Origin of the sequence: Pseudomonas sp. HLS-6 (assembly GCF_002753995.1) — a bacterium.
Taxonomy (GTDB): domain Bacteria; phylum Pseudomonadota; class Gammaproteobacteria; order Pseudomonadales; family Pseudomonadaceae; genus Aquipseudomonas; species Aquipseudomonas defluvii.
Window position 1 is genome coordinate 3,503,147 of the sequence record NZ_CP024478.1, and the last position, 13,554, is coordinate 3,516,700.

Consider the following 13,554-nt stretch of genomic DNA (forward strand, 5'->3'; position numbering starts at 1 on the left):
CCGGCTATCGATTGAATCGCTCGACCAGAGCGCGCAGGCCCGAAGAAATGCGCTCCAATTCACCGCCCCGTGTCGCCGCAGCATTGGCATTCTGCGCGGTTTTCTGCACCGTGCTGGCTACCGTATTGATCTGCCGCGAGACATCTTCGGCGACATTTGACTGTTCCTGAGAAGCAGCAGCCATCTGATGGCTCATGTCACTGATACGCTCTACGGCTTCGCGGATACCTTGCAAGGCACGCTGTGCTTCCAGCACCTGCGCAACCCCCTGCTCTGCTTCCTGAATACCCAGGTTGGCGATGCTCACGGCCTCCTCCGCACCCGTACGAAGGCTTTCAATGACGCCCTGAATTTGCAGGGTCGACTGACGGGTCTTGCCGGCCAATGCCCGCACTTCGTCAGCCACCACCGCAAAGCCGCGCCCTTGTTCGCCGGCGCGAGCGGCCTCAATGGCAGCGTTGAGCGCCAACAGGTTGGTCTGTTCGGCAATCGAGCGGATCACGCTCGCAGCCATCATGATGTCCTGGGTCTGCCCGGCCAGGTTTCCGACTGCCTGGTTGATCTGGGTGACCGTACTGGCCAGCAACTGGATCGCTTCGCGGGTGGTACCGGCCACCTGACTGCCCTGATCGGCCAAGAGGTTGGCGGTTTGCGCTTCACCTGCCGTTTGCTGCACATGCTGGGCGACCTCAGCGATGGACGCGGCCATCTCGGTCATGGCCGCTGCCGTCATGTCGGTTTCGGCACGCTGTTCGAGCAACGCCGACTCCGTGCTGCTGGACAACCGACTGGAATCGGTCGCTGCCTCAGCCATCTGCCTGGCCAGATCGCTCAAACGTGTGAGGGCTGTTTTCAACCGCGCCTCTTCACTGATCAGGATCATCTGCAATTGAGCGCTCGGCCCCACGGCATCGGTGTAGGTCATTGCAACGATCGGGTCAGCAAAGGTATTGGGCGTAGACTGCACGATCTGTTTGAGCTCGCGCCCAAGGCGGCTGTGGCCATAGAGACCAACCAGCCCGAAAAGCCCAAGCGTGGCGCCCTGGCCAAGCAGACCGGGAGCGGCCTGGTTTAGCACAATGGAAACCCCGGCAGCCAGCACCGGCAACGCCAGTACCTTGCCGATCACCGCAGCGCGGCGCAGCACTGGCACGGCGGGCTTGCCTTCACGCAAACGCGCATACAGCGTCTCGGCACGCTGCACCTGCTCGCGGGTTGGCTTGACCCGCACAGACTCGTACCCCACCAGGCGCCCGTCCTCGAGCACCGGCGTGACGTAGGCACTGACCCAGTAGAAGTTGCCGTTCTTGCAGCGGTTCTTGACGATCCCCATCCAGCTCTGGCCGGCCTTGAGGTACTGCCACATCTGCTGGAACACCTCTGGCGGCATGTCCGGGTGACGTACAAGGTTGTGGGTACTACCGATAAGTTCTGCCTGACTGAAGCCGCTCATGGCGGCGAATTCGGCATTGCAGTAAGTGATCTTACTGGTGGTATCGGTTGCGGAAACAAGGCGTTGATGTTCCGGAAACGTCTGTTCGACAGAGGTTACCGGCAAATTGAGACGCACGTTAGAACTCCGTTAGTGGCGGTCGTAATCCTGGATCCAGTCCATGTTGAACCAGGCATTCAGACTCTTGTCTGACAATCCAATTCTACGAATTACATCACGTTTATGACAGTAATGTTACAGAATCTGGCGTTGCCTAGCTCGACCAAATACCGTTAAGTTCTTGATTCTAAATGGGAATTAAGCGATGACAATTTCAGGTTTGGGTTCAGCCATAAAGCGCTACCGCAAGGTGGCAGGGCTTACTCAGGCTGAATTCGGCGAGAAAACCGGTTTTGATCCCAAAACCATCAGCCGCTTTGAAACCGGCTCCTACACCCCAAGCGTTGAAGCACTGTTCAAATTTGCCGAAGTGCTGGGTATAAAGCTGAAAGCTTTTTTCTCGGAGTTGGGCGATGAAGACGAGCAAAGAGCCTATCTGTTCAACGTCGTACACAAAGCCCCCCCAAAAGACCTGGGAAAGCTGATCGCGGCGGTCGATATGGCCCTGTCCAGGCGTTAACGCCAGCAACAGCAAGCAGACAGGCTTATCGCTAAACAGCGCTGCCCCATTTTAGGGGCGCGGAGTATATCTGATTCAGCCCCCAGATGGGGGCTGAGGCTTGGCAGCGCCCCGCGTTTCTAGAAGCGCCAGAACGACGGTGTGAACAGCACCAGAACGGTGAGGATTTCCAGACGCCCCAGCAGCATGCCCACGGTCAGCAGCCACTTCGCAGCATCGGGCAGTGAGGAGAAGTTACCGGCCGGCCCGATCACCGGCCCCAACCCAGGCCCCACATTGCAGACGGCCGTCGCCGCTCCGGTCAGTGCAATGGTCCAGTCCAGGCCGATCAGGGCCAGCCCCAGCGCAATGGCGGCGATGGTGGTGGTAAAGAAAAAGCAGAAGGTCAGCAGCGAACGCACGATGTCTTCATCCAGCGGATGGCCGTTGTACTTGCTGCGAATCGTTGCGCGCGGGTGAATCAGTTGCGACAGGCTGCTATGCAGTAACTGGCCGGCGACCTGAAAACGAAAGATCTTCAAACCACCGGCGGTTGATCCCGAACAACCACCGACGAACGTCAGGTAGAAGAAGAACAACACCGAAAATGTGCCCCACAGGGTGTAGTCACCCAGCGCAACGCCCGTTGTAGTGACCACCGATGTGACGTTGACTGCCACCAGGCGCACCGCCTCCCACCATCCATATGGCCCGTTGAAATGCAGCCAGGTGCCGACCAGCAGCCAGGTCAACACCAGAAAGCCAATGAAGCCACGTACCTGATGATCCTTGAACAAGGCGCCTCTATTGCCCCGCAGCACCGCCACATACAACGTAAAGGGCAAGCTGCCGAGGATCATCACCCCTACCGCGACCCAGTGAATGGCCGGCTGCGACCAGTGCGCCAACGAACTGTCCGAGGTCGAGAAGCCACCGGTGGATATCAGTGACATTGAGTGGTTGATCGCCTCGAACGGCGTCATCCCCGCCCACCAGAACGCCAGGTAGCCAATCCCGGTCAACACGACATAGACCAGCAGAATGTATTTCGCCATGACATGGGAGCGTGGCAGCACTTTGTCCGACCAGTCCGACGACTCGGTCTGGAACAAGCGCATCCCCCCGACGCGCAGCAACGGCAGAATCGCTACCGCCATACCGATAAAGCCGATGCCGCCCAACCAATGCAACATCGAGCGCCAGATCAGCAAGCCCGGAGACGCGGTGTCCAGCCCGGTCAGCACGGTCGAACCGGTGGTGGTGATACCCGACATCGTTTCAAAAAACGCATCCGTGTAGCTGATATCCCGTATGAACACCATCGGCAGCGCCGCAAAGGTACAGACCACGACCCAACTGGCCGTCGTCAGCAAATACATGTCTCGCGGGCGTAAATGAGCGTCCTCGGGACGCCCTTGTGCGACCAGCGCAATACCGGTGAGAAAGGTGATGACACCTGAACGGACAAATGCAGAAAGCCCGTCCTGCTGCTCATAAAGCATCAAGGTGAACAGAGGGATCGTCATGCTCACCGCAAGGGTGATGAGGAAGACACCGAGGATGAAACCAATCAAGCGGATTCTGGCAACTGACATGTATGGGCTCTGACTGAATGGCGCGCGCAAGTATCGTTATAGCGCAGCACACAGACGCGTAAAGAATCCGTAAAATTCAGTGGCTTCACGCCTCATACTGCCACCGCCCGCGCAGCCACTGTTGCGCCAACAACAGCAGCGAAACTGTTGGCCCAGCAACAGCCATTCAACAGGGCGCACTTCAAGCAACACTTGAGCACCCCGCAAAAAGCTCATAACAAGCTGATAAATAAAGACTTTCAACACATGGAACAACTCTTGCTCCTGCCCCTGCACCTTCAACAGCAACGGGCCTGTAGCCATGAGCACTCCAATCAAAGTCGTCGCCGTTTCCGGTGGCACGTTCCGCCCTTCGCGCACACTGGTTCTGACCCAGGCCATCCTGGCTGAACTGGCGCAACAACTGCCCATCGAGAGCAAGGTCATTGAACTGGGGGATATCGTCCGCCCACTGGGTGGCGCACTCTCGCGTAAAGAGCTGCCGGAAACCGTAGAGCATGAGCTGCGCGCAATCGAGTCCGCCGACCTGCTGATCGTCGCGGCCCCCGTCTACCGTGGCACCTACCCGGGCCAGTTCAAGCACCTGTTCGACCTGATTGGCCAGGATGCCTTGATTGATACGCCAGTACTGCTCGCCGCAACCGGTGGCAGTGAACGCCATGCGCTGGTCATCGACCACCAACTGCGCCCGCTGTTCAGCTTCTTCCAGTCGGTCACCCTGCCGATCGGGGTCTACGCCGCTGAAGCCGATTTCAGCAACTACCAGATCACCAGCACGGCCCTGCAGGCTCGTATCCGCCTGGCCGGGGAAAAAGCTGCCGAGCAGCTCAACGGCCACCGCGCTGTTCTACGTAAAATTGCCTGAGGCGCCGACATGAATGTTTTCTGGTTTCTGCCCACCCACGGCGACGGTCATTTGCTGGGTACCAGTGAGGGCGCCCGCCCCGTCACCCTGCCCTACCTCAAACAGGTGGCCCAGGCCGCCGACAGCCTCGGTTACTACGGCGTACTGATACCCACTGGACGCTCCTGCGAAGACTCCTGGGTGGTGGCCTCTGCCCTGGTACCGCTGACCGAACGCCTGCGTTACCTGGTAGCGATCCGCCCCGGGATCATTTCGCCGACGGTCTCTGCACGCATGGCCGCGACCCTTGATCGCTTGTCCGCAGGTCGCCTGTTGATCAACGTGGTAACCGGCGGTGACCCGGACGAAAACCGTGGAGATGGCCTGCATCTGAGCCACAGTGAACGCTATGAGGCCAGTGGCGAGTTCCTGCATATCTGGCGGCGTGTGCTGCAGGGCGAAGCCGTGGACTATGACGGCAAGCACCTGCAAGTGCAAAACGCCAAGGCGCTCTACCCGCCCGTGCAAAAACCCTATCCACCGCTGTATTTCGGCGGCTCTTCCGACGCGGCCCACGAGCTGGCCGCCGAGCAGGTGGATGTCTACCTGACCTGGGGCGAGCCACCGGCGGCTGTCGCCGAAAAGATCGCCGATGTCCGTGCCCGCGCAGCCAAACACGGGCGCACCGTGAAGTTCGGCATTCGCTTGCATGTGATTGTCCGCGAGACCGCCGAACAAGCCTGGCAAGCAGCCGACAAGCTGATCGCCAACATCAGCGACGAAACCATTGCCGCCGCGCAGCAGTCCTTCTCGCGTTTCGATTCCGAGGGGCAACGGCGCATGGCCGCACTGCATGGTGGTCGGCGTGACCAACTGGAGATCTACCCGAACCTCTGGGCGGGCGTTGGCCTGGTGCGTGGCGGTGCAGGCACGGCCCTGGTCGGTGACCCGCAACAAGTGGCCGGGCTGATCAAGGAATATGCCGACCTCGGCATCGAGAGCTTCATCTTCTCCGGCTACCCACACCTGGAAGAGGCCTATCGCTTTGCCGAACTGGTCTTTCCGCTGCTGCCGGAGCCCTATGCGAGCCTGGCAGGCCGCGGTGTCACCAACCTCTCAGGCCCCTTTGGCGAAATGATCGCCAACGACGTGCTGCCCACCCAGGCAACCGCGCAACCAGCCTGATGGTCGCGCCTCAAGCCCCCCTCCCCCCCGATGAGGACAGCCTGTGACTGCTATTCATCAATCCGCACGCCTGACGCCACTGCAGATTGCCCAAGCGCTGGCCAGCACCTTCGCCGAAAGCGCCGCGGAACGTGACCGCCTCGGCGGCACACCGAAAGCCGAGCGCGATGCGCTGCGCCAAAGCGGCTTGCTGGGCTTGATCATTCCGACGCAATACGGCGGCCTGGGCGCCAACTGGACAGAGACGCTGAACATCGTTCGCGAATTTGCCAAGGTCGACAGCTCGATCGCTCACGTCTTTGGCTTCCAGCACCTGATGCTGGCTACTGTGCGCTTGTTCTCCCGGCCAGACCAATGGCAACCGTGGTTCGAGCTGACAGCACGCAACAACTGGTTCTGGGGCAACGCCCTCAACCCGCTGGATACCCGTACCGTCTCGAAAAAACTCGCCGGTTGGCGTGAGTTCTCGGGGCGTAAAAGCTTTTGCTCGGGCTCGGCCGACTCGGAAATGCTGATTGCCTCGGCGCTGGATGAGTCCACCCAGGGCAAACTGCTGATTGCCGCCATCCCAAGCGGGCGCACCGGCATCACCCTGCACGGAGACTGGGACAACATTGGTCAACGGCAAACCGACAGTGGCAGTGCGACCTTTGAACGGGTACGGGTCGAGGAAAACGAGTTGCTGCTCGAACCCGGCCCCTTGAGCACGCCCTTCGCCTGCCTGCGCCCGCTGATCGCGCAGCTCACCTTCGTCAACATGTTCCTTGGCATTGCCGAAGGCGCCTTCGTCGAAGCCCGCAACTACACCCTCAAGGAAACCCGCCCGTGGTTCAAGGCCAAGGTTGAACACGCCAACGAAGACCCTTACATCCTCGGCCACTATGGCGAGTTCTGGGTCGGCCTGGAAAGCGTGCGATTGCTCACCGAACGGGCGAACGCGCTGCTCGATCAGGCCTGGCGCAAGGAGCATCAACTGCATAGCGTAGAACGCGGTGAACTGGCCGTCGCCATCGCAACCGCCAAGGTGGCGGCAACACGCATCGGCCTGGACCTGACCAGCCGCTTGTTTGAAGTGACCGGTGCCCGTTCCACCCACGCGGCCCTGCGCCTCGACCGCTACTGGCGCAACCTGCGCACACAGTCTCTGCATGATCCTGTGGACTACAAACTGCAAGAGCTGGGTGACTGGGCGCTGAATGCTCAACTGCCAACCCCGACGTTCTACTCCTAGGGTGGTGGCCTCGCGTCTTCGCAGCGGTTCATCAACGGCGACCCGGTCGTTGCCCCAGACAACACCGGGACAACACCACCGGAACAACACCGGGGCACATGTGCCCCGGTGTCGATGCAGCATCAGGAGTCTTTGCTGCAGTCGCGCGGGATGATGCCTTTCTCCTTCGCGTACTTTTGTGCAGAAGCTTCGATGATTGGCCGCAGTAGTGCGCGGTCGGCCTGCACCCAATCGCTGATCAGGTTCCACTTCTCCCCATCCCACTGCTGGAAGCGCACGGCACCGCCGCCCTCATGGTCGGAGCAGGACAGTTGCAGGGGTTGCACCAGGCCTAGCGCGCCCAGTTCCTTGAGCCGCGCCTCATCCAGCTTCAGGTGCTCAAAGCCCCAGCGCACCTGCTCGCCGCTCAACGGCTTGTGGCCGTACTTTTCCTGCGCCAGGCGTACCGCCTCGACGTTGAGGATGCCGTTCACCACACCCAGGTTGTAGTAGACGGTCCCGAAACGCTTTGGATCGGCGAGGTCGCCATGACCGGCATCGATAACGTCCTTCTTGATCCCTTGCGTCACCGGGAACGTGGTCCCGGACGGGTGCGTGGTAATCGAGATGAAGCCCTTGGCTGCAGCCCCTGCCGGTGCGGCGTCTTCCTCGGAGTTACTCCAGATGTTGCCGATGATTCGGTCCGCCGGGAAGCCGACCTTCTGCGCGCTCTTCAAGGCAACCGGGTTCATGACACCCCAGCCTCGCAGAATGACCCAGTCCGGCTTGGCGCGACGGATGTTCAGCCACTGCGATTGCTGTTCGTTGCCAGGGTGCGGCACCTCCAGCAAGGTCAGGGTAAAGCCATACTTGTCGGCCAGCGCCTGCAGCACCTCATTGGTCTCCTTGCCATAGGGTGAACCATGGTAGAGCGTGACGATCTTCTTGCCACTCAACTTGTCCAGGCCACCCGACTGCTGGCCGATGTAGTTGATGATCGCCGACACTTCGGAATACGGGTTCAGTTGCAACGGGAAGGCATAGGGGAACACGCTGCCATCGGTAGAGTCCGTGCGCCCGTGGTTGATGGTGATCAAGGGCAATTTGTCTGCCGTCGAGCGGTCCAGGGTGGCGTAGGCAATACCTACCGAGAGCGGGTTGGTCGCAGCGGCCGGCGCCCCGTTCAAACCGTTCTTCAGGCGTTCGTAGCACTCAACGCCCTTCTCCACCACGTACTCGGTTTCGCACTCGCTCCAGGTCAACTTGACGCCATTGACCCCACCATTGGCGTTGACGTACTTGAGGTAATCGATAAACCCGCCAAAGAACCCGGTACCGCCTGCCGCGTAAGGGCCAACACGGTAGCTTTGCAGCGGGAAGTACTGCTCGCCATCGGCCTTGGCGATGAAGGCAGTGGCACTCAAGCTCACGGCCAGCGCGAGGCTGCTGAGCAAAGATCGTTTGAACATCGCGTGTTTCCTTGTCGAATCGTTGAGCTATGGCTTGCGCCTGAAGGGTGAACTGCGGAGCACGCTCCGCCTGCAGGGATTCGCTCAGTAGCGCAGCGGCCATCGCCGTGCGCGCTCGCGAAAGCGTTGCCAGAGGCGCGCCAGCCCCTCTGGTTCCTTGATCAGGAAAAGGATGATCAGTGCGCCGAACACCATCTTTTGCAGGTTCTCGACCTGCCCGGCATCGATCAGGCCCGCAGGCAACAGCCCGGCCAGGTTCGAGAGCAGGATCGGGAACAGCACGATGAACGCTGCACCGAGGAAGTTGCCGAGCAAGCTGCCCAGGCCACCGATAATGATGATGAACAACACCTGGAATGAGCGGTTCAGGTCGAAGCCATGCGGCTCTACCGTACCCAGGTAGGTGAAGGCCCACAGTGCGCCGGCAATGCCGAGGAAAAAGCCGCTGATGGCAAAGGCCAGCAGCTTGGTCTTGAGCAGCGGAATACCGATGATTGCAGCGGCAGTGTCCATGTCGCGCACCGCCATCCAGTTACGCCCCAACTCACTGCGCACCAGGTTTTTGCCCAGCCAGAACAGCACCACGACCACCCCAAGCGTGAACAGGTAACGGCCCGCCGGCGAACTGAAATCGACCCCCATGAGGTGTAGCGGCGGCGCACTGATCACCCCAGAGGCGCTGTCATTGGAAAACCAGCTGAACTTGGTCAACGCCCATTGCACGAAAAACTGCGCAGCCAGGGTGGACACCAGCAAGTAGAAGCCTTTGATGCGAAGGCTGGGCAAACCGAACAGCAACGCCGTCAGGGCCGCACAAACGCCGCCCAGCACAAGGCTCAGCAGTAGCGGCAAACCCGGTACTCGCAGTTCGATGTTGTAGGTAGCAAAGGCCCCTACCGCCATGAAGGCCGCCGAACCGAGGGAGAGTTGCCCGGCATAGCCCGTCAGCAAATTCAGCCCAAGCCCGGCCAGCGACAACACCAGAAAAGGAATCAGGATGGCACTGAACCAGTAGTCATTGCCCAGGTAAGGCACCGCCACAAAGGCAAACAGCAGCAGCGCCAGCAATGCGTGGCGATCCTGACGCAAGCGGAACACTCGACGATCCTGGGCGTAACGGGTACTGAACTGACCGGCTTCGTTGTACAACATGGCACTCTCCCTCAAACCCGCTCAATGGCACGTTCGCCAAACAATCCGGCTGGACGCACCAGCAAAAACAGCAACGCCAGGACATAGGGGAACCAGTTCTCGATCCCCCCGCCCACGAACGGCCCGAGGTAGACCTCGGCAAGTTTCTCGCTTGCGCCGATGATCAAGCCGCCGACAATCGCCCCACTGATCGAGGTGAACCCGCCAATGATCAGTACCGGCAAGGCCTTGAGCACGATGAGCGAAAGGGAGAACTGCACGCCCAGGCGAGCGCCCCAGAGCAGCCCGGCGACCAGGCCGACAAACCCTGCCACGGCCCACACCACGGCCCAGATGTGCTGCAAGCGAATGCCCACGGCCAAGGCTGCGACGGGATCGTCGGCCACGGCCCGCAACGACAGGCCAATACGGGTCTTGCTGAACAGCAATGACAGCACCAGTACCAGCAGCGCTGCCGTGGCTGCCGCAAACAGGTCGAACGAAGACAGCAACATGCCGCCCAACGCCAACGGCTCATCACTGATGCCCAGGTCAAGGCCGTGCACCTGCGCGCCCCACAGCGCCTGGGCAAAACCTTCGATCATGTACGACAGGCCGAGCGTGGCCATGAACAGGGTGATCGGTGAGCGGTTGACCAACGGCCGCAGCACCACCCGCTCAACCGCCAGGGCCAACAGCACCATCGCCGCCAGGGTCACCACAAACGCCAACCAGAACGGCAACCCGCGCTCCAGCAAACTGACAAAGGTCAGCGCGGAGAACAGCACCATCGCGCCCTGAGCGAAATTGAACACGCCGGAGGCCTTGTAGATCAGCACAAACCCGATGGCCACCAGGGCATACATCACCCCGGCCAGCAAAGCGCCGATCAGTACTTCAAAGAAAAAATCCATGTCGTTTCCTGCTTTTCGGGCAATACGAAGCCAACCGCCCAACGCAGGACGGCAAACACGTAAACGCGCGTTAGTGTCGGGTACCGAGGTAAGCAGCAATGACCTCAGGGTCTTGCCGGACCTGATCCGGCGGGCCATCGCCAATCTTGCGGCCGTAGTCCAGCACCACCACATGGTGCGAAATGCCCATGACCACGCCGATGTCGTGCTCGATCAAGACCACGGTGGTACCGAATTCGCGGTTGATGTCGACGATGAAACGGCTCATCTGCGCCTTCTCTTCGGCATTCATTCCGGCCATTGGCTCATCCAGCAACAGCAAGGTAGGTTCCGCGGCCAAGGCACGGGCCAACTCAACCCGCTTTTGCAAACCGTAGGGCAAGGTGCCGACAATCGCATCACGCCACGGCTGGATCTGCAAAAACGCAATGACCCGTTCTGCCGCAGCGCGCTGAAGGTCATCTTCAGCCGCGACTCGCCCCACCCGCAGCACTTGCTCCAACCAAGTGCTACGCCGTTTCAGGTTGCGCCCGGTCAGGACGTTGTCGAGTACCGTCATGCCCTTGAACAGCGCGATGTTCTGAAAGGTCCGGGCGATACCGCGTTGCGCCGCGTCGTGAGGACGCATGCGGCGCCGCACCTGGCCGGCAAAATGAATGTGGCCTTCCTGTGCCTGGTACACACCGTTGATCACATTCAACAACGAACTCTTGCCGGCACCGTTAGGCCCGATCAAGGCGCAGATCTCACCGGGCGCGACCGAAAAGCTGATGCCGGTAACCGCCTTGACGCCCTTGAAGGACAGGGAAATATTGTCCAGCGCCAGTAGCGGCGCCGGAACAGCAGAGTGGCTTGTGGACATCGTTCGCTCTCCTCATCAAGCCAATTGTGGATGGTCGTCAATCCAACCACTGATACGGCTGGCAGGCTCACTCGGCGCCACCTGCCAACGTGCGGGGTCTGGCCAGGTCCGCACACGAATGTCCAGCGCGGCAAAAAAGGCCTGCGCTGGTTCTGCCAACGGCTCCCCGACCAACAACGGTGCCTGTATGCGGCTGAAGCCAAGGATGTCGCGCAGCGCACGCCTCACCAGCCAGTAACCAAGCACACGCCTGAGTACGCCCGGCTGCGCCGCCAGCGCCCAATCCACCAGCCGCCGCTGCCAGGTGCCCTCCTCAGGCAGACGTGCCAGCACCTCCTGGTGCAAACGGCCATAGGTCTCCCGGGTCCCGGCCACCAAGGTTGGCCCCAGCTCACGGCGATCGCGGTCACGGGTGTGCAGGCTCTCGGGGAAGTTCAGGCGAAACCCGGCAATCAGCCACGGCGCCAGCAAGTAGCGCGCCTGACCACTGGCGGCAAAGGCCCGGGCGGCCAGTGCTTCCTCGCCCGGCCCAAGGTGTTCAAGCTGTACCAGACGCGCCCCTTCGCGCACCAGCTCTGCATGGCTGATGCGCTGCAATTCGATGTGCTGGCCCTCATGCAAACGGTAAAAGATGAAGGCGCTGCGCTCCGTGCGCGCCTTCAGCTTGAGCGCCGGGTCGGCCGCCCGTGCCACAAGCACGGCATAATCGAGCGCTGTTTCTGCATGCTCGGCGGCCAAGCCTCGACCATCGGCATAAAACAGCAGAGCAGCATTCAGATTCGCCGCACCGACCTGCGCCAGTTCCTCAGCGCCTTCAGCAAAGAAGTAACCAGGGTTCAGCTCACGCAACAACTCAACCTGAGCAGCACCGCCCTGCAACGGATCGAACAACACCGCAACACCGCCCAACCATTGCGCAGCGAGTGCCGCGATCAGGGCTTCCGGGCGTGGACGGCTCAACACCACGAGGGTGTTCGCCTCGGTAAAACCACGCAGTTGAAGCGCCGAGGCCAAGCGACGGACTTCATCTGCCAACTGCTGCCAGGTACGCACCTGCCAGACACCCAGATGCTTGTGCCGCAGGGCCAGACGTGTACCGTGGTCAGCCGCCTGTCGCTGCAACCATTCAGGCAAGGTGCCAGGGGCATCAGGGCTGTGTTGCGCAAACTGAACCATAACGACTCCCGCCTCAGGCTACGGCCTTGTCGACCAAACGCCGGGCTTCCAGTTCACGGACCAATGGCAGTACCTTGCGCCCGAAGTACTCGACTTCCTCCTGGAAGTGCAGGAAACCACCCAACACCAGATCCACCCCCACGGCTTTCAGAGCGACGATGCGTTCGGCGATCTGCTGCGGCGTACCAATCAGGTTGGTCTTGAAGCCATCGTTGTACTGCACCAGGTCCTCGAAACTGGACTTGGCCCAGTTGCCTTCGCCTTCCGGGCTGGCCTTGCCGGCTTGCCGCGCCGCATCGCCAAAGGCGTTGACCGCTTCCGGATCGGCCTTGTCGATGATCTCGGCGAGTACCGCGCGGGCCTCTTCCTCGGTGTCGCGGGCGATGATGAATGCGTTCACACCGACCTTGACCGTATGGTTGTTCGCCGCAGCCTTGGCCTTGATGTCATCCACCTGAGCCTTGATGCCGTCTACGGTATTGCCGTTGGTGAAGTACCAGTCAGACACCCGTGCCGCCATATCGCGAGCGGCCCGCGAGCTGCCACCCTGGAAGATCTCTGGATGCTGCTGCAGTGGCTTGGGCCGCAAGGTGTAGTTATGGAAGCGATAGAAGTCACCGCGCTGGGTGAAGTTGTCGGTGGTCCAGATACCTTTGAGTGCAGTGATGAACTCTTCCGAACGACGGTAGCGTTCATCGTGTTCCAGCCACGGTTCGCCGATCGCGGTGAACTCACCCTTGAACCAGCCCGACACCACGTTGATGGCCACCCGCCCACCCGTCAGGTGATCGATGGTCGCAATCTGCTTGGCCAACAACGCCGGAGTCCAAGGCCCTGGCAGTACCGCAGCAATCACCTTCAGGCGCGTGGTGGCGGCGAGCAGTGCATGGCTGAACGTGACCGATTCATGCTGGTACTCCGCGCCATAGCCGGCGGTGAAGCGGATTTGCGACAGCGCATACTCGAAGCCGGCGTTCTCGGCGATTTGCGCGAGCTTGCGGTTGTAGTCGATGTCCCAGCTGGTGCGCTGTTCGATCTTGCTGACCACCAGACCACCGCTGACGTTAGGCACCCAATAGGCAAACTTGATCTGTTCTTGGCTCATTGCAGGTACTCC

General features: G+C 60.7%; 13 protein-coding genes and 1 pseudogene. 4 read left to right on the forward strand and 10 right to left on the reverse strand.

The window, feature by feature from the left end; all coding sequences use genetic code 11:
- Positions 1-4: 4 nt before the first annotated feature.
- Together CS390_RS16425 and CS390_RS25725 are read right to left on the reverse strand one after the other, a co-directional pair.
- Entirely contained in the window at positions 5-1,129 is a 1,125-nt protein-coding gene (locus CS390_RS16425) for a methyl-accepting chemotaxis protein (protein ID WP_371918269.1), read from the reverse strand.
- Positions 1,130-1,288: 159 nt separating this feature from the next.
- Positions 1,289-1,453: pseudogene (locus CS390_RS25725) on the reverse strand (PAS domain-containing protein); the annotation flags it as partial.
- Between the two features lie 304 nt (positions 1,454-1,757).
- Between CS390_RS25725 and CS390_RS16430 the strand changes: the two are divergent.
- Entirely contained in the window at positions 1,758-2,072 is a 315-nt protein-coding gene (locus tag CS390_RS16430) for a helix-turn-helix domain-containing protein (RefSeq protein WP_099775367.1), read from the forward strand.
- Between the two features lie 119 nt (positions 2,073-2,191).
- On the opposite strand, the gene CS390_RS16435 is transcribed toward CS390_RS16430, so the two are convergent.
- Positions 2,192-3,646: a TrkH family potassium uptake protein gene (locus tag CS390_RS16435; protein ID WP_099775368.1), complete on the reverse strand. Its 1,455-nt coding sequence runs from the start codon at positions 3,644-3,646 to the stop codon at positions 2,192-2,194.
- Between the two features lie 36 nt (positions 3,647-3,682).
- On the reverse strand, positions 3,683-3,949 hold the full coding sequence (locus tag CS390_RS16440) for a hypothetical protein (RefSeq protein WP_099775369.1): 267 nt from the start codon (positions 3,947-3,949) through the stop codon (positions 3,683-3,685).
- On the opposite strand from CS390_RS16440, the gene msuE reads away from it, so the two are divergent.
- From msuE to CS390_RS16455, 3 genes are read left to right on the forward strand one after another with little or no spacing between them, the layout of a single operon-like run.
- Positions 3,948-4,511 (forward strand): FMN reductase, encoded by a 564-nt coding sequence (gene msuE, locus CS390_RS16445; protein ID WP_065760116.1) that lies wholly within the window; start codon positions 3,948-3,950, stop codon positions 4,509-4,511. The genes CS390_RS16440 and msuE overlap by 2 nt on opposite strands.
- A 9-nt stretch (positions 4,512-4,520) precedes the next feature.
- A complete protein-coding gene (gene ssuD, locus CS390_RS16450) occupies positions 4,521-5,675 on the forward strand; it encodes an FMNH2-dependent alkanesulfonate monooxygenase (protein WP_099775370.1) in 1,155 nt (384 codons plus the stop codon).
- A gap of 43 nt (positions 5,676-5,718) precedes the next feature.
- Complete coding sequence (locus CS390_RS16455; protein WP_099775371.1) at positions 5,719-6,906, forward strand: acyl-CoA dehydrogenase family protein; 1,188 nt, start codon at positions 5,719-5,721, stop codon at positions 6,904-6,906.
- A gap of 122 nt (positions 6,907-7,028) precedes the next feature.
- On the opposite strand, the gene CS390_RS16460 is transcribed toward CS390_RS16455, so the two are convergent.
- The 6 genes from CS390_RS16460 to sfnG form a co-directional block, all read right to left on the reverse strand.
- Positions 7,029-8,354 carry an ABC transporter substrate-binding protein gene (locus tag CS390_RS16460; protein ID WP_099775372.1) on the reverse strand — a complete coding sequence of 442 codons (1,326 nt, stop codon included), beginning with the start codon at positions 8,352-8,354 and terminating at the stop codon, positions 7,029-7,031.
- An 84-nt stretch (positions 8,355-8,438) separates the two neighbouring features.
- A complete protein-coding gene (locus tag CS390_RS16465) occupies positions 8,439-9,506 on the reverse strand; it encodes a branched-chain amino acid ABC transporter permease (protein ID WP_099775373.1) in 1,068 nt (355 codons plus the stop codon).
- 11 nt (positions 9,507-9,517) lie between these two features.
- Entirely contained in the window at positions 9,518-10,399 is an 882-nt protein-coding gene (locus CS390_RS16470; protein ID WP_099775374.1) for a branched-chain amino acid ABC transporter permease, read from the reverse strand.
- A gap of 70 nt (positions 10,400-10,469) precedes the next feature.
- Positions 10,470-11,261 (reverse strand): ABC transporter ATP-binding protein, encoded by a 792-nt coding sequence (locus CS390_RS16475; protein ID WP_065760122.1) that lies wholly within the window; start codon positions 11,259-11,261, stop codon positions 10,470-10,472.
- A gap of 15 nt (positions 11,262-11,276) precedes the next feature.
- Positions 11,277-12,437: an AMP-binding protein gene (locus tag CS390_RS16480; protein WP_099775375.1), complete on the reverse strand. Its 1,161-nt coding sequence runs from the start codon at positions 12,435-12,437 to the stop codon at positions 11,277-11,279.
- Positions 12,438-12,450: 13 nt separating this feature from the next.
- Positions 12,451-13,542 (reverse strand): dimethylsulfone monooxygenase SfnG, encoded by a 1,092-nt coding sequence (sfnG, locus tag CS390_RS16485; RefSeq protein WP_099775376.1) that lies wholly within the window; start codon positions 13,540-13,542, stop codon positions 12,451-12,453.
- Between the last annotated feature and the right edge of the window lie 12 nt (positions 13,543-13,554).

Bases quoted from the DNA above. Each gene is read 5' to 3' on its own strand.
- CS390_RS16430 (WP_099775367.1), top strand. From the start codon at position 1,758: ATGACAATTTCAGGTTTGGGTTCAGCCATAAAGCGCTACCGCAAGGTG.
- CS390_RS16435 (WP_099775368.1), bottom strand. From the start codon at position 3,646: ATGTCAGTTGCCAGAATCCGCTTGATTGGTTTCATCCTCGGTGTCTTC.
- msuE (WP_065760116.1), top strand. From the start codon at position 3,948: ATGAGCACTCCAATCAAAGTCGTCGCCGTTTCCGGTGGCACGTTCCGC.
- CS390_RS16440 (WP_099775369.1), bottom strand. From the start codon at position 3,949: ATGGCTACAGGCCCGTTGCTGTTGAAGGTGCAGGGGCAGGAGCAAGAG.
- ssuD (WP_099775370.1), top strand. From the start codon at position 4,521: ATGAATGTTTTCTGGTTTCTGCCCACCCACGGCGACGGTCATTTGCTG.
- CS390_RS16460 (WP_099775372.1), bottom strand. From the start codon at position 8,354: ATGTTCAAACGATCTTTGCTCAGCAGCCTCGCGCTGGCCGTGAGCTTG.
- CS390_RS16465 (WP_099775373.1), bottom strand. From the start codon at position 9,506: ATGTTGTACAACGAAGCCGGTCAGTTCAGTACCCGTTACGCCCAGGAT.
- CS390_RS16470 (WP_099775374.1), bottom strand. From the start codon at position 10,399: ATGGATTTTTTCTTTGAAGTACTGATCGGCGCTTTGCTGGCCGGGGTG.
- CS390_RS16475 (WP_065760122.1), bottom strand. From the start codon at position 11,261: ATGTCCACAAGCCACTCTGCTGTTCCGGCGCCGCTACTGGCGCTGGAC.
- CS390_RS16480 (WP_099775375.1), bottom strand. From the start codon at position 12,437: ATGGTTCAGTTTGCGCAACACAGCCCTGATGCCCCTGGCACCTTGCCT.
- sfnG (WP_099775376.1), bottom strand. From the start codon at position 13,542: ATGAGCCAAGAACAGATCAAGTTTGCCTATTGGGTGCCTAACGTCAGC.